The following is a 15480-nucleotide window of genomic DNA, read 5'->3' on the forward strand; positions in this document are numbered from 1 at the left end:
AGTCTTTTTGTATGGTCATTACTGAAATGAAACAGTATTTTCAATTGGATTGCAGAATATATATTGATTGTATGTCCGTTTCCATTACATAGGAAGGTGATTATATATTTGTGCCGAATGTAGAGGGTACTACAAGAGTTTTCCATTATCTATCGAATTAGTTAGTCATGATTACGGACAGGGGATTTTGGCGTGTTTGATTCTATCAGAAAGTAAAGTATGGGGAGGATCACAATGTCGATGAAAAAACGTAAGTGGCTAAAAACAATGTTTACTGGTTGTGTTTTAGGTTCGTTATTAATAACGGCAGCTTGTTCAGGAAAGAAAACAAGTACAGAGGATGAAAAAACGATTAAGGTAGGAGTCCTTGCTTCTTTAACAGGACCGCTAGAATCGTATGGAAAACAAACAGTGAACGGATTTGAATTAGGGTTAAATTATGCAACTGGTGGAACTGGGAAAGTAGATGGGAAAAAGATTAAGTTTGTTGTAGAAGATACAGAAACGAAAGCGGATGTAGCAGTTAAAAAAGCTACGAAGTTATTAGAAGAAGAGAAAGTTGATTTTTTAGTTGGATCGTCTAGTTCAAGTGATACGTTAGCGGTTTTACCACTGGCTGAAGAATATGAAAAGATTATGGTTGTAGAACCGGCAGTTGCGGATAGTATTACCGGGAAGAACTGGAATAAATATATTTTTAGAACTGGAAGAAGTTCCTCACAAGATGCGATTGCAGGAGCAGCAGCAATTGCGAAAAAAGATGTAAAGATTGCAACATTTGCCCCAGATAACGCTTTTGGTCGTGAAGGGATTGCTGCATTTAAAGCGGGTGCGAAAAAATTAGGTGCGAACATTGTGAATGAGCAATACGCGGATACAAATTCAACAGATTTTACAGCGAATATTCAAAATATCATTAGTTCAAAACCAGATTATTTATTTATCGTTTGGGCAGGGGCAAATTCACCTTGGAAACAGTTGAAAGATATGAATGTGGAAGCGCAAGGTATTAAAATTTCTACAGGTGCGCCAGATATACCAGCATTAAAAACAATGGATGCATTAGTAGGTATGCAAGGTTTTTCTGTATATTATCACACACTTCCAAAAAATAAAGTGAATGATTGGCTAGTTGAAGAGCATAAAAAACGTTTTAATGGTGCAGTGCCAGATTTGTTTACAGCAGGAGGAATGTCAGCAGCAATTTCTATTGTAGAAGCCTTAAAGAAAACAAAAGGTGATACAGATGTAGATACCTTGATTAAGAAAATGGAAGGAATGGAATTTGATACACCGAAAGGAAAGATGAAGTTTAGAGAGAAGGACCACCAAGCGATGCAGACACTGTATTCTATCACATTGAAAAAGCAAGACGGTGTTGATTATCCGGTGCCAGTGTTAGAGCGAGAATTAACGATGAAAGAAACAGAACCACCAGTTCAAAATAAATAGACTGAATTTTCTGTTGTTTTTGTATAAAGAGGGGGGACCCTCTTTATACAAATTTCTTTCATACTCACGGCTTTAAAGGGAGGGATTTCGTGACACATTTGCTAGAGACGAAAAATCTTAGTGTATCTTTTGGTGAACATCAAGTTATTAAAGATGTAAATTTAACTGTCCAAAAAGGAAAGCTCATTTCTATTATTGGGCCAAATGGTGCGGGGAAGACAACGTTATTTAATTTACTAAGTGGACAGATTTCACCCACAACAGGTGAAGTGTATTTTAAAGGGCAAGATATTACAAAACTATCGATTTCAGATCGAACACGCTTAGGAATCGGTCGCTCTTTTCAGCTTACAAACATATTCCCAGAATTAACGGTACTTGAAAATGTCCGTTTAAGTGTTCAATCATTCGTACAAGATTACTATAGTTTTTTCCCGAGTTCAGCAAAATTAAAGCAACAAGTTGGAGAGGCGAGACGTTTCTTAAAAACAGTATTACTTCATGAAAAAGAGAACGTATTAGCGAAAGATTTGGCACATGGAGAGAAAAGGAAGCTAGAACTTGCGATGTTATTAGCTTTAAAAACGGATGTGTTATTACTTGATGAGCCGACGGCAGGTATTTCGGTTGAGGAAGTCCCTGCTATATTACAAGTGATTGAAAATATTAAGAAACATCCAGAGAGCACAATTGTACTTATCGAACACAAAATGGATATGATACTAGGTTTGTCAGATCATCTTATCGTTTTATTTCATGGAGAGTTATTGGCTGAAGGATTGCCAGAAGAAATTATGAAAGATGAGCGTGTACAAAGTGCTTATTTAGGGGGATTATATAGTGGCACTATTACAAGTGAATAATATAGAAACGTATTTAGATCAGTTTCATATTTTGCAAGGAGTATCTCTTGCTGTTGAGAAAGGGACGATTACTGTACTGTTTGGTAGAAATGGGGCAGGGAAAACAACGACATTACGTTCAGTGATGGGGTTTCACCGCATTGCAGATGGTGAAATTTATTATGATAGTGCAAAAGTGAGTGGATTACCTACACATTTAATTTCAAGGAAAGGAATAGGGTATGTACCAGAAAATCAAGGTATTTTTCATGATTTGACAGTAGAAGAAACTTTCGCTCTTGCTAGGGGAAAAGGTGAGGAAGTAGAAGGGAAAATAGAGTGGATGCTGGAACTATTTCCGGATTTAAAGCAGTTTTGGAATAAGAAAAGTGGGCTCTTGAGCGGAGGGCAAAAGCAAATGTTGGCTATTTCAAGAGCGTTTATTAATAGTGATGGATTATTACTTATTGATGAACCGAGCAAAGGGCTATCCCCGATAATGGTGGAGAAATTAATGGTAGCTATTTTGAAGATGAAAGAGAAAACAACAGTTTTACTTGTTGAGCAAAATTTTATGATGGCCAGTCAAATTGGCGATTATTTTTACATTATGGATAACGGACGAATTGTTCATAACGGTTTTATGAATGAATTAAAAAAGGATAAGGAAATGTGTCATAAATATTTAGGAATCTCTTAACATGAATCCGAGGTGAAAAGGATGGATGTGTTAATCAATTTATTTGTAAATGGGATTTCAACAGGGATGCTCATTTTTTTGTTAGCATCAGGTCTTTCACTTATTTTCGGTTTAATGAGCGTTTTAAACTTTGCACACGGTGGTTTATTTGCATGGGGAGCATTTACAGGTGTTTGGTTATTTAATGTGACAGGAAGTTATATATTAGCTTTAGTTGGAGCAGTAGCCATGGGAATGTTCCTAGGATTTATTTTAGAAAGGTTTCTTATTAGGCCGGTATATGGAAATCATGTTCGACAGCTGCTCGTTACGCTTGGAGGAATGCTCGTTCTTAGTGAGTGTATTAAAATATTTTGGGGGCCAAACCCTATTAGTGCAAAATTACCGTTATGGTTACAAGGAAGTTTTACATTCGGAGGTATTATATTAATTAAATATCGTCTATTTGTTATTTTGATTGGGATAATTATTTACATTGCACTACTACTATTACTCAAAAAGACGAAGATAGGTCTTATGATCCGTGCAGGTGTAATGGATAAAGAAATGGTTCAAGCGCTTGGTATTAATGTAAAAGCGATATTTTCTTTCGTCTTTTTATTAGGGGCAGGGATGGCAGCTTTGGGAGGATTCTTATTAGCACCGTATTCGGGCGTTATTTTCGCCGAGATGGGCATGCAGTATGCAATTTTAGCTTTTATAGTAGTAATTATCGGTGGATTAGGAAGCGTTCAAGGTTCAGCTATTGCTTCTTTAATTGTCGGATTAGCTGGTGCTTTTACAGCGTATTTTATACCAGATTTATCACTTGCAATTAATATGTTAATGTTACTATTTTTCTTAATAGTGAAGCCAACTGGACTTGTTGGTGAAAAGGGGTGAAATGGTGAACAACACATCGGACCGAATTAAAGTATACTTCGGAGTATGTATGCTCATTTGTTTAAGTGTATTTCCGTTCGTAAATGATTCACGGAGCCTGTTAATTTTGTTCACTCAAATCTTCATCTTTGCTATTTTTGCAATGAGTTTTGATGTATTGCTTGGGTATACAGGAATTGTATCGTTCGGTCATTGTATGTTCTTTGGGATAGGAGCATATGGGGTAGCACTTTTATTTGATCGACAAGGCGTATCAATAACGAACTTTTTAATTGGAATAGTAGCTGCAATTATCGTTTCAGCAATCGTTAGTTATATAATTGGTTTGCTTTCTTTACGATTGAAAAGTCATTTTTATGCAATGTTAACACTTGCTATTTCACAGTTATTTTTTGTACTTGCTGAAAAATGGCGTGGGCTTACTCACGGAGGAGATGGTTTTACATTTGGTGTACCAGACGTATTCCGTGATCGTTTTACGTTTTATTATGTAACACTTATATGTTTACTTATCATTTTTGTTCTGTTACGTCTTTTCACCAAATCTTCTATTGGAAAAGTATTAAAGGCAATTTCCCAAAATGAGCAACGTGTTGAAGCACTAGGATATAAAGTGCTTCATTATAAAATTATTGCTAGCATTGTTGCAGGAGTAGTAGCTGCGATTAGCGGTGGTTTATTTGTTATCACATTGCGTTTTGTTAATACGACTGTATTTTCAATTGAAATGACATTAAATGCATTATTGATGACGATGATTGGTGGGGTTGGAACGTTAATTGGAGCAATTGCAGGAGCTGGAATTATTGAATCTCTAAAATATTATTTATCAGAACTAGCTACAGAGTATCCGATCTTTGAACGATGGACGATTATTCTTGGTTTATTGTACATTATCGTATTGCTAGTTTTCCCGAAAGGATTAGTTGGCACGGTTAAGGGACTGAAGAATATGAAACGGAATAAGAAGGAGAAAAGTGCAGAAGTGGAGCAAAATGTGTGAAAAATCAATTGTATAGAATATGAAAATCCCTCTTTTAGATTCATAAAGGAGGGATTTTTTATTAACCGAATAGTTCATCAGGGATTTGTTTGAAAGAGTTTTGATTTGTAAAAAAATGAACAGCTAATTTTTCAACTGGAACATCTTCAATTGGTACCAATTTATCATTTTTAATCGGCAAAAAGGCTATCCCTTTTCCGTCCTGAATAAACTCTTCCATAAGCGAATAAGAATCTAATTGTTGAAGTTGACGCTGAGATAAATTATTTTCTTTTAGAAATTGTATCGTCTTATTTCTAAAAGGGCACTTTTTGTCATTGCTAACGAAGAAGAGTTCCTTTGAATAGTCAATGATACATTTTTCTTGATCTTTTAGTAAGCCTATAGAAATTGAAGTAGTAAATACTTTTTTAAAACCTGCACCAGAATCATCCTCATAAGTGATGACCATATCAACTTTTTGTTGCTGCAGTAATTTTGGCAAATGACTACTATTTTCTACATATATTTGATAATTCATGAAATTTTCTTTAATACGCTTACTTAAATAATTAGTCAAAATCGATTGTGACGTCGCGATTATATAAGAAGACCCACTTGTTTTAATTTTATCTTTCGCTTCTTCTAATAGAGTTAATATTTGATTCGTGTAATCTAATAAAATGTCACCAGAAGGTAATAAGGAAACGCCTTTGTTATCTCTATGTAGTAAGGGTGTTTCTAATTCTTGTTCTAATTTTTTGATTCTTTCAGTTACGTTCGGTTGAACATAACCTAACTCTTTAGCAGCTTTACTAATAGAACCCTCACTGGCTACAGTTTTGAATATAATAAGATCATTTATTTCCATATATCTCAGCCCCTTATGCACTATCATTATAAATGATACCAAACATAATTTATACCTATTTTACGTTAGCTACTTATCGATTTATCATAATGTATATAAGATTGAAAGCGAGTGATAAACATGATTGGAATGCAATATAAGGTCATTTTGCCAAAGGATTATGACATGGAAATTATTAAGAAAAGGGTAAAGGATAATGGTTATAAAACTGATGGTTTCCAAGCACTAAATTTTAAAGCTTATTTAATTACGGAAACGGAGAAAGACGGGAATTTTTATAACTCCTATGCACCTTTATATATTTGGAATGGGCATGAAGGGATGAATAAATTTATCTTTGAAGGGTATTACGATAATATTTTACAATCGTTTGGTTGGCAACAAATACATATAGGTGTTCCATTAGTTGTTAATCTAAGTGATGGATTTAAGAAAAGTAGATATGTTGTTGAATATGCAGGAAGTATTGCTCAAAGTAAAACGCTGATTGGGACTCAATTAAACATGATGAATGAAAATGTACAAAACAATGAAAAGTGTTTAGGGAATGTAATCGTTTATAATCCGGATAAATGGGGATATAGTAGGTTTGAGTTTTATGAAGAGAAGCCTGATATTATAGTAAATAAAGGTGCTACAGTATATGAGATTTTACACATTTCACGATGAAATTTTGTTGTATATTAAAAATAAGAAAAGGAATGAAAGTCTATGCCTTTTGTGAAGATTTATTATCCTGAAAACATATTAAATGAAGAAGAGTTGGAAAAAATGGGTGAATGTATCCATCTTTCGTTAATTGAACATTTTAACATCCCTGAAAATGATTATTTTCAAATGTTCTTACCTTACCAACAAAATAAATTTTTATATAATCCATATTATTTGTTGGAAAGAGGAGAAAAGAGAACAGAGAATATGATATATGTTTCTATTACATGTGGACCGGGAAGAACGGTGCAACAGAAAAAAGATTTGTATCAATCGATATCTTTAAAAATTACGGAATATTCCGACGTTAAAACTTCGAATATTTTTATTACACTAAATGAGACAGCTGCTGAAAACTGGTCATTTGGTCAAGGAATAGCACAAATGATGAAAATAAAGGGAGAAAAAAATGAAAAATGAACTTATTGAAGTACATATTAAAAAGAAAATGAGAGAAATGGCACCTGCATTTGCTCATTATAGTGAAAAGATATTATTTGAGGAAGTGTGGCGGGATGCCACTTTAACATTAAGGGAAAGAAGTTTGTGTACTGTGTCAGCACTAATCAGTCTCGGTAATACAGAACAATTACAATTTCATCTGAAGCTAGCTAAACAAAATGGGATTAAGGAGAATGAATTGGTTGCATTAATAACACATATGGCTTTTTACGTTGGCTGGCCAAAAGCTATGGCAGCTTTAAATATAGTAATGAATGAAAGGAAAAGTTAAGAATAATGATAAGTAAGAATTCATGTTTATATGAATTCTTACTTATCATTATTTATGCAATACTCTATCGATATATTTATTACATTTTTTCTTGCTTTTTTATCACTTGCGTAGTAAAGTGATAGTAAGATGAACGCTAGGAAGTGACAAAACATGCGTGATAATACGATAGGATCATTAATATGGTTACGTTTAATACGATTTACGAACCAAAGTAATCAAATGTCAAATGAGTTTTTAAAACGTTTTGATTTAACGACAGCTCAATTTGATGTGCTTTTGCAAATACGTACGTATCAACCACTAACACAAATGGAGTTAGCTGAAAAGGTAACTGTTACACAAGGTGGCATTTCTCGAATGTTAACTCGTCTTGAAAAAGAAGGATATATTGTACGAAAACAAGATTGGAAAACGAAAACAATTAGTCTTACAGAGCAAGGAGAAGCAGCTTTAGAGAGAGCATTGCCAGAACAACTTGCATTTCAATCTTCGTTTTTTGATGATGTATTAAATGAAGAAGAGCAGAAAATATTATATGAGCTGATGACGAAAGTTCATAAGCATAGTGAAAAAAAAGAATTACCGCAAGAGTAATTTTTTTTACACCATCAATTGACTAATCAAGTGATGGTGTAGGTAATACGGAGATAAACTTGACTTACCAACGTTTTTAGAAAAAAACTAATACTACTTTATTAAAGGGGAGAGTAACTATGGAAAAATACCGTATAGATACAAGAAAAGGAATTGAGTTTGGATTATATTCAATTGGTGATCATGTTTTAAATCCACATAATGGGGAGAAAATTACGCCAGAAAAAAGAATTCATGAACTAATTGAAACAGCTAAGTTAGCAGATGAGGCAGGACTTGATGTGTTTGCTGTCGGTGAAAGTCATCAAACACATTTTACAACACAAGCTCATACAGTTATTTTAGGAGCTATTGCACAAGCTACGAAAAATATAAAAATTGCAAGTTCCGCAACGATATTAAGTACATCTGATCCAGTTCGAGTATATGAGGATTTCGCTACCATTGACTTGATTTCTAATGGACGTGCAGAAATTGTGGCTGGTCGTGGATCTCGTATTGGAGGATATAGTTTACTTGGTTATGACGTGAATGATTATGAAGAATTATTTGAAGAGAAGATGGATCTTTTATTAAAAATTAATAACGAGGAACATGTAACATGGAATGGACAGTTCAGAGCACCGCTCGCACATGCATCGGTGATTCCAAGAGCGAAAAATAATAACTTACCAATTTGGCGTGCAGTTGGAGGTCCACCAGCTAGTGCAATTAAAGCAGGACGTGCAGGTGTGCCAATGATGATAACAACACTTGGTGGTCCAGCAATTAACTTTAAAGTGTCAGTAGATGCTTACCGCGAGGCTGCTCAGCAAAGCGGATTTGATCCAGCTAGTTTACCAGTTGCGACAACGAGTTTATTTTATACGGCAAAAAATTCACAAGATGCACTTAGTGAATATTACCCTCACATTAATGCTGGTATGCTTACACTGCGCGGTGATGGGTATCCGAAACAGCAATTTACAAATGCAATAGATTACCGTGATGCTTTAATGGTTGGTAGCCCACAACAAATCATTGAGAAAATGCTTTACCAATATGAATTGTTTGGCCAACAACGCTTTATGGCACAAATTGATTTTGGCGGTGTACCATTTGATAAAATTGAGAAAAATATTGAATTAATTGCTACTGAAATTTTACCAGCCGTTAGAAAACATACAGCAAAATAAATAAAAAAACTGAGAGTTTAATCGACTCTCAGTTTTTTTATTTGTTCTGGAAAAATGACAAAAAAATGAACTTTTAGTCGAGGAAGAGGGAAGTTGTTTTCTATTTTTGAATAACATTATTTCGAGTTTGAATTTTGAAAATACATTTTTCTCTTGACAAAAAATAAGCATTTATCGTGGGTGCTTTCGAGGACATTTTTCTGAGTAAAAGTCAAGTGTATGAAGAAAAAACGATTGTTTTATAGATATAAAAGTAAGAAGTATATTGAAAAAACACATTTTGCTAATGAGAAAAATCTGATTCAAAAAAATGACAAAAGACATATTTCAGACAAAATGATGTCAATAATACGTCAAAAATAACCTGAATTTACTATGCAGGTATATTATACAATTCGATTAACGAATAAAACACTACAGAAATAGTGAAAAGGTAAAAAATAGCATTACAATAGTTTGAAAAACTGAAACTTCATATTTTTCGACAATACATACAAAATGTTTTTGTCTTTTCGTATTTCTTAATAATTGAGTTTGATAAGATTGCTCAATTAACTTTTATTATAAAAACTATGAAGGAAGTGATTTTAGTATGGAAACGCTCGAATTGGCACGAATACAGTTCGCATCAACAACGATTTTCCATTACTTTTTTGTTCCGCTGTCAATTGGTTTAGCTTTTATTATTGCGATCATGCAAACGTTGTATGTGGTAAAAGGGCAAGAGGTATATAAGAAGATGGCAAAGTTTTGGACGCAATTATTCCTTATTAACTTTGCAGTAGGTGTAGTAACAGGTATTTTACAAGAATTTCAGTTTGGTATGAACTGGTCAACGTATTCACGTTTTGTAGGTGATGTATTTGGTCCCTCGCTTGCAATTGAAGGATTACTGGCATTTTTCATTGAGTCTACATTCCTAGGTTTATGGGTATTCGGTGAGGACAAATTACCGAAGCGAATTCACTTAATGTGTATTTGGCTCCTTTCAATTGGAACGATGTTATCAGCATTCTGGATTTTAACTGCAAGTGCATTTATGCAGTCACCTGTCGGGTATGAAATGGCAGCTGATGGTCGTGCGCAAATGAATGATTTCTTAGCCATTATTCAAAACCCACAACTATGGGTACAATTCCCGCATACAATTACAGCGGCAATTGCAACAGGTGCATTCTTTATTGCTGGTGTAAGTGCATGGAAAATTACAAAAGGACAAGAAACTGTAGTATTTAAAAAATCTTTCCGAATTTCTATCATTGTTGGAACAATTACAACGGCGCTTGTATTATTCTTTGGTCATGCACAAGCGCAACAATTAATTAAGACACATCCAATGAAGATGGCGGCAGCTGAAGCGCTATGGAATACAAGTGAGGATCCAGCACCATTTACAGTATTTTCGAAAATTGATACAGAGAAGAAAGAAAATTCGTTTGAAATTCAAATCCCTTATATGCTAAGTCTATTATCGTATGATAAGTTTAGCGGTCAAGTTGAAGGGATGAATCAAATTCAAAAACAATATGAGGAAAAATATGGACCTGGAGATTATATTCCTCCAGTGCATACAATGTTTTGGAGTTTTAGAGCGATGGTAATGAGTGGAACATTCATGCTTCTTCTAGGAGCTTACGGATGGTTCTTATCAAGAAAAGATCGTTTAGCTGAAAAAACGTGGTATTTAAAATTAATGGTGTATGCAATTTCTCTTCCATTCATCGGTAATACAGTAGGGTGGATTATGACTGAAATGGGTCGTCAACCTTGGGTAGTATTTGGTGTAATGAAAACAGAAGATGCTGTATCACCAAATGTAACATTCGGTGAAGTATTATTCTCACTTATTTCATTCACATCAATGTATTTAATTATGGGTGGAATTTGTGTGTACTTATTCGTTCGTACCATTAAGGGCCACACGAATAAGAAAACGAAAAAGGATTATCAAAGCCATGATCCATTTGATAAGGAGGAAGAGTATGTTATCTCTTAATGAGTTGTGGTTTTTAGTTATTGCAATCTTGTTTGTTGGATTCTTCGTACTGGAAGGTTTCGATTTTGGTGTAGGAATGGTTTCGAGGTTTTTAGGAAAGAATGATTTTGAAAAACGAGTTTACTTAAATACAATAGGACCGTTCTGGCACGCGAATGAAGTATGGCTTGTTTGTGCTGGTGGAGCCATGTTTGCGGCATTTCCGCACTGGTATGCAACTTTATTTAGTGGTTTTTATATTCCATTTGTATTTATGCTTCTTGCTTTAATTTTAAGAGGTGTTTCCTTTAAATTTCGTGCGAAAATAGATAATCATAAATGGAAGAGTGCATGGGATTGGGGGATGTTTATTGGAAGTATGTTACCTCCTATCCTTTGGGGAGTTGCGATTGCAAACTTTATGGTAGGTGTACCTATTGATGAGAGTAAAAATGTTGTAGGTGGATTCTTGCAATTACTTCATCCATTTGCGTTACTTGGAGGAGTAATGTTTCTCCTACTATGTATTGTTCACGGATTACAATTTCTTACGATACGTACAACTGGTAAATTGAGAGAACGTGCACGAATTGCTGCAATAAAAATTGCACCATTTTCATTACTTACACTTCTTGTTTTTGCTGGTGTGGGGTTATGGAAAACCGACATTTTCACTGCTCATGGAACAGAATGGATTATGGTACCAATCGGAGCTTTTGTAGCACTATTAGTGTCCACTTTATTAAATAAAAGAAGAAGAGATGGTTGGGCTTTCTTTATGACGAGTTTAACGATCATTTTACTAAGTGCGAGTGTATTTATCGGTATGTTCCCACGTGTTATGATTAGCTCTTTAGGAGCAATGAATGATTTGACAATTTACAACGCAGCATCAGGAGCTTATGCATTAAAACTTATGACTTACTTTGCGATTGCTATTTTGCCTTTCGTTATCGGAAGTCAAATATGGAGTTATTATGTATTTAGACAACCTGTTAAGTCAGACAACGATTTGGAGTACTAATGAAAAGAAAAAGAGGACTTCCGTCTTATCCCGGTAGCCGTATTTTATATGTAGCGTTAACGATTATTAGTATTTTAGAAGCTTTTAGTATTATTGCGCAAACAATCTTTTTAGCACGAGCTATTACGTTTTTATTTCATGGAGAGACAGTACAAACAATATTAAGTGAAGTTGTTTATTTTGGTATCGCGTTTGCAGCGCGTAACATAGTAGTTCGAACATCACAAATATTAGTGGAACGTTTTGCTGAAAAAACAGGGTCGTTACTAAGAAAACAATTGATAGAGGCATATTTCACATTAGGTCCAAGGTATGTTCAAACTGTTGGAACTGGTCATCTGGTTACCTTATCAATTGAGGGGATTGAGAAATTTAAAACATATATTGAATTAACGATTCCTAAAATGATTAGAAGTAGTATCGTTCCAGGTCTAATTGTACTATATGTTTTTACGCTAGATATTGAGTCTGGAATCATTTTAGTTGTAACGATTCCTATCGTGATCATATTTATGATTCTTCTCGGATTAGCAGCGCAAAAAATGGCAGATAGTCAGTATGAGATATATCGTGTACTTTCGAATCATTTTGTAGATACGTTAAAAGGTTTAGAAACATTAAAGTATTTAGGGAAAAGTGAACAGCACGAAGGAAAGATTGAAAAAGTAAGTAAAAGATATAGAAAAGCAACGATGCGTACTTTGCGAGTTGCTTTTCTTTCTTCTTTTGCATTAGATTTCTTTACGAGTTTATCAATTGCGTTTGTGGCAGTTGGATTAGGGATACGTTTAATAGATGGAACGATTATACTATTACCAGCCCTTACAATTTTGATTTTAGCTCCGGAATATTTTCTGCCGATTAAACAAGTGGGAGCAAATTATCATGCGACATTAGATGGACAAATTGCGATGGAGCAAATAGAAGAGATTTTGCAACAACAAAAAGGAATACAAAAGAAAGATTTAAATGAAGATATAGTATGGAATGCCTCTAGTAGCTTGAAATTACAAGATATCAAAGTTAATAATACTGAATCTGAAAAGGCTATATTAGAAGGAATTAATTTTACTTGGGAAGGTAACGGTGCTATTGGTGTTATTGGTGAAAGTGGTGCAGGGAAATCGACGTTAATCGACGTATTAGCAGGTTTTTTATCTCCTTCGAGTGGAAAGATGTTAGTAAATGGTGTAGAAGTTGATGGATCTACTCGTGAAGATTGGCAAAAAAATATTGCTTATATTCCGCAGCAACCTTATATTTTTCCGCTTTCATTAAAGGATAATATTCGTTTTTATGAAACAAATGCAACAGATGAAGAAGTTGAAAGAGTTATTAATGAAGTCGGCCTTCGTTCACTCGTTACATCACTTCCAAATGGGATACACGAAAGAATTGGAGAAGGTGGACGTATGCTAAGTGGCGGACAAGAACAGCGTGTTGCTATGGCGCGTGCGCTTTTAAGTAAAAAACCAATCATTTTATTAGATGAGCCTACGGCACATCTTGATATTGAAACCGAATTTGAAATAAAGCAAGCGATGTTACGTCTATTTAATGGAAAGTTAGTATTTTTAGCAACTCACCGTCTACATTGGATGAAACAAATGGACCATATTCTTATTCTAAATAAAGGGGAAATGAAAGAAAGTGGGACGTATGAAGAACTTTTAGAGAATGAGACATTACATTTTCATAGGGAAGAGAGGGGAGAGTAATGAGTAACTGGGTTGAACCTTATATAAAACAAAATAAAGGTAGAATGACTTTAACTATTTTCCTTGGTCTTCTTGGAGTTAGTTCAGGAGCGATGTTACTTTTTATTTCAGGTTATTTGATCTCAAAATCTGCCCTTAGACCAGAAAATGTAATGGCTGTATATGTTCCTATTGTTGCAACAAGAGCGTTTAGTATAGGGCAAGCTGTATTTCATTATATAGAGCGCCTAGTCGGACATGATGTCGTACTACGTATATTAGAAAAAATGAGAACGAGGCTATATAGAATAGTAGAACCACAGGCGTTATTTTTCCGTTCTCGATTTCAAACGGGTGATATGTTAGGAGTGTTATCCGAAGATATAGAGCATTTGCAAAACCTATATTTACGTACAATATTTCCTAGCATATTAGCGCTAGTTGTTTATAGTATCTTCGTACTTGTTATCGGTGCATTTGATTTTGTTTTTGCACTTATTGTAGGTTGTATGTTAGCTATTATCGTTTTTCTTCTTCCGTTTGTATCATTACTTTTGATGAAGAAACATCATGTTACTTTAAAGCAAGGAAGAAACCGTTTGTATCAACAACTGACAGATGCTGTTTTTGGATTATCTGATTGGCAAGCAAGTGGTCGTAAAGATGAATTTATTAATGAGTATGTAAAACAAAATGATCAGTTGTTAAAAATCGAAAAGAGAGTGAAACGCTGGTATCATATTCGGGACAGTATCATTCAATTAGTAGTAGGTATTGTAGTTATTTCGATGATCATATGGACTGGGAATGAAGCGGCAAGTGAACAAATTGCTCCTACAGTTATCGCAGCTTTCGTATTAATGACTTTATCTGTAACAAACGCGCTTATTCCTATTGCAGATGCCATCGATCGAATACCGTCGTACGTAGAATCTACCCATCGTCTTAATGGCGTAGAAAGTGATAGTGTTTTACATGATGAAACGGATTTGCATGGAGAGAAAGATTATATTGAACCAAAACATGTAGATATTGAACTGAATCACGTATCGTATAGTTATCCAGATAGTAATGAGATTGTATTAAAAGATGTATCATTACAAATAAAAGCAGGGAAGAAAATTGCTATTTTAGGGAGAAGTGGGACAGGGAAATCTACTTTACTAAAATTGTTAACAGGGGCGTTAAGCCCAGTAAATGGACAAGTTGTATTGAATGGTGAACGAGCTCATACGAATCTTTTAGCTAAATATATTTCTGTATTAAATCAAAAGCCGCATTTGTTTGATACGACAATTGGAAATAATGTACGAATTGGCAAACCGGAGGCGACGGATGAAGAGATATGGAAAGCTTTAGAGAAAGCACAATTAGCTTCACATGTTACTTCTCTTCCAGACGGATTACAAACAAAAATGCATGAAATGGGAAAGCGGTTTTCTGGTGGGGAAAGACAAAGGGTTGCTTTTGCTAGAACTCTTATGCAAGAAACACCAATTATTGTACTTGATGAACCGACTATCGGTTTAGATCCAAAAACAGAATTGTCTTTAATCGAAACAATGTTTTCTGCAACGGAAGAAAAGACGGTTATTTGGATTACGCACCATCTTGTAGGAATAGAACATGTAGACGAAGTTATATTCCTTGATCGTGGCCAAATTGTCATGCAAGGTAGTCATAAACAACTTCTGAAAGAAAATGAAAAGTATCGTAAACTTTATGAGTTAGATAAAGGAATATGATTTGAATAAGCAATAATTGTAAAAATAGCTACGCCTAATGGTGGAGCTATTTTTTTGTTAGATTGCAGGTGTATATGATTGTTACGAATTAAAA

At 34.6% G+C, this 15480-nt stretch carries 15 protein-coding genes; 14 read left to right on the forward strand and 1 reads right to left on the reverse strand.

The window, feature by feature from the left end; translation table 11 throughout:
- The first annotated feature begins 234 nt into the window (after positions 1–234).
- The 5 genes from C3Y97_RS09260 (at position 235) to C3Y97_RS09280 (ending at position 4879) form a co-directional block, all read left to right on the forward strand.
- Positions 235–1452, forward strand: coding sequence for a substrate-binding domain-containing protein (locus C3Y97_RS09260; protein ID WP_000062009.1), 1218 nt, complete (start codon positions 235–237; stop codon positions 1450–1452).
- 89 nt (positions 1453–1541) lie between these two features.
- Entirely contained in the window at positions 1542–2315 is a 774-nt protein-coding gene (locus C3Y97_RS09265) for an ABC transporter ATP-binding protein (protein ID WP_000149338.1), read from the forward strand.
- Positions 2293–2994, forward strand: coding sequence for an ABC transporter ATP-binding protein (locus C3Y97_RS09270; protein ID WP_001196696.1), 702 nt, complete (start codon positions 2293–2295; stop codon positions 2992–2994). Before C3Y97_RS09265 ends, C3Y97_RS09270 begins: the two co-directional genes overlap by 23 nt.
- A 21-nt stretch (positions 2995–3015) precedes the next feature.
- Positions 3016–3876 (forward strand): branched-chain amino acid ABC transporter permease, encoded by an 861-nt coding sequence (locus tag C3Y97_RS09275; protein ID WP_000382805.1) that lies wholly within the window; start codon positions 3016–3018, stop codon positions 3874–3876.
- A 49-nt stretch (positions 3877–3925) separates the two neighbouring features.
- Positions 3926–4879, forward strand: a complete 954-nt coding sequence (locus C3Y97_RS09280; RefSeq protein WP_002040965.1) for a branched-chain amino acid ABC transporter permease — start codon at positions 3926–3928, stop codon at positions 4877–4879.
- A 61-nt stretch (positions 4880–4940) separates the two neighbouring features.
- Here C3Y97_RS09280 and C3Y97_RS09285 read toward each other — a convergent pair whose 3' ends face one another.
- Positions 4941–5729, reverse strand: a complete 789-nt coding sequence (locus C3Y97_RS09285; RefSeq protein ID WP_000405005.1) for a LysR family transcriptional regulator — start codon at positions 5727–5729, stop codon at positions 4941–4943.
- Positions 5730–5849: 120 nt separating this feature from the next.
- On the opposite strand from C3Y97_RS09285, the gene C3Y97_RS09290 reads away from it, so the two are divergent.
- The 9 genes from C3Y97_RS09290 (at position 5850) to cydC (ending at position 15386) form a co-directional block, all read left to right on the forward strand.
- A complete protein-coding gene (locus C3Y97_RS09290) occupies positions 5850–6398 on the forward strand; it encodes a DUF4865 family protein (RefSeq protein WP_000579897.1) in 549 nt (182 codons plus the stop codon).
- Positions 6399–6440: 42 nt separating this feature from the next.
- A complete protein-coding gene (locus tag C3Y97_RS09295) occupies positions 6441–6860 on the forward strand; it encodes a tautomerase family protein (RefSeq protein ID WP_001117232.1) in 420 nt (139 codons plus the stop codon).
- The gene (locus C3Y97_RS09300; RefSeq protein ID WP_000787195.1) at positions 6850–7173 is read left to right on the forward strand and encodes a carboxymuconolactone decarboxylase family protein; all 324 of its coding nucleotides are present in this window, start codon (positions 6850–6852) and stop codon (positions 7171–7173) included. Before C3Y97_RS09295 ends, C3Y97_RS09300 begins: the two co-directional genes overlap by 11 nt.
- Positions 7174–7326: 153 nt before the next feature.
- A complete protein-coding gene (locus tag C3Y97_RS09305) occupies positions 7327–7770 on the forward strand; it encodes a MarR family winged helix-turn-helix transcriptional regulator (RefSeq protein ID WP_001205523.1) in 444 nt (147 codons plus the stop codon).
- A 119-nt stretch (positions 7771–7889) separates the two neighbouring features.
- Positions 7890–8945 carry an LLM class flavin-dependent oxidoreductase gene (locus C3Y97_RS09310; protein WP_136363296.1) on the forward strand — a complete coding sequence of 352 codons (1056 nt, stop codon included), beginning with the start codon at positions 7890–7892 and terminating at the stop codon, positions 8943–8945.
- 592 nt (positions 8946–9537) lie between these two features.
- The gene (cydA, locus tag C3Y97_RS09315; protein ID WP_000448870.1) at positions 9538–10941 is read left to right on the forward strand and encodes a cytochrome ubiquinol oxidase subunit I; all 1404 of its coding nucleotides are present in this window, start codon (positions 9538–9540) and stop codon (positions 10939–10941) included.
- Entirely contained in the window at positions 10928–11944 is a 1017-nt protein-coding gene (gene cydB / locus C3Y97_RS09320; RefSeq protein WP_000950085.1) for a cytochrome d ubiquinol oxidase subunit II, read from the forward strand. The genes cydA and cydB overlap by 14 nt, the downstream gene beginning before the upstream one ends.
- Positions 11944–13662: a thiol reductant ABC exporter subunit CydD gene (cydD, locus tag C3Y97_RS09325; protein WP_136363298.1), complete on the forward strand. Its 1719-nt coding sequence runs from the start codon at positions 11944–11946 to the stop codon at positions 13660–13662. Before cydB ends, cydD begins: the two co-directional genes overlap by 1 nt.
- Positions 13662–15386 (forward strand): thiol reductant ABC exporter subunit CydC, encoded by a 1725-nt coding sequence (gene cydC / locus C3Y97_RS09330; protein WP_136363300.1) that lies wholly within the window; start codon positions 13662–13664, stop codon positions 15384–15386. Before cydD ends, cydC begins: the two co-directional genes overlap by 1 nt.
- Positions 15387–15480: the final 94 nt, after the last annotated feature.

This window comes from Bacillus sp. DU-106 (genome assembly GCF_004799705.1).
In the GTDB taxonomy this organism is placed as follows: Bacteria; Bacillota; Bacilli; order Bacillales; family Bacillaceae_G; genus Bacillus_A; species Bacillus_A cereus.

What these genes read in the sequence shown, in the direction of transcription:
- C3Y97_RS09300 (WP_000787195.1), top strand. Translation starts at nt 6,850, where the DNA reads ATGAAAAATGAACTTATTGAAGTACATATTAAAAAGAAAATGAGAGAA.
- C3Y97_RS09280 (WP_002040965.1), top strand. Translation starts at nt 3,926, where the DNA reads ATGCTCATTTGTTTAAGTGTATTTCCGTTCGTAAATGATTCACGGAGC.
- C3Y97_RS09285 (WP_000405005.1), bottom strand. Translation starts at nt 5,729, where the DNA reads ATGGAAATAAATGATCTTATTATATTCAAAACTGTAGCCAGTGAGGGT.
- C3Y97_RS09310 (WP_136363296.1), top strand. Translation starts at nt 7,890, where the DNA reads ATGGAAAAATACCGTATAGATACAAGAAAAGGAATTGAGTTTGGATTA.
- C3Y97_RS09295 (WP_001117232.1), top strand. Translation starts at nt 6,441, where the DNA reads ATGCCTTTTGTGAAGATTTATTATCCTGAAAACATATTAAATGAAGAA.
- C3Y97_RS09305 (WP_001205523.1), top strand. Translation starts at nt 7,327, where the DNA reads ATGCGTGATAATACGATAGGATCATTAATATGGTTACGTTTAATACGA.
- cydA (WP_000448870.1), top strand. Translation starts at nt 9,538, where the DNA reads ATGGAAACGCTCGAATTGGCACGAATACAGTTCGCATCAACAACGATT.
- cydB (WP_000950085.1), top strand. Translation starts at nt 10,928, where the DNA reads ATGTTATCTCTTAATGAGTTGTGGTTTTTAGTTATTGCAATCTTGTTT.
- C3Y97_RS09275 (WP_000382805.1), top strand. Translation starts at nt 3,016, where the DNA reads ATGGATGTGTTAATCAATTTATTTGTAAATGGGATTTCAACAGGGATG.
- C3Y97_RS09260 (WP_000062009.1), top strand. Translation starts at nt 235, where the DNA reads ATGTCGATGAAAAAACGTAAGTGGCTAAAAACAATGTTTACTGGTTGT.
- C3Y97_RS09290 (WP_000579897.1), top strand. Translation starts at nt 5,850, where the DNA reads ATGATTGGAATGCAATATAAGGTCATTTTGCCAAAGGATTATGACATG.
- cydD (WP_136363298.1), top strand. Translation starts at nt 11,944, where the DNA reads ATGAAAAGAAAAAGAGGACTTCCGTCTTATCCCGGTAGCCGTATTTTA.
- cydC (WP_136363300.1), top strand. Translation starts at nt 13,662, where the DNA reads ATGAGTAACTGGGTTGAACCTTATATAAAACAAAATAAAGGTAGAATG.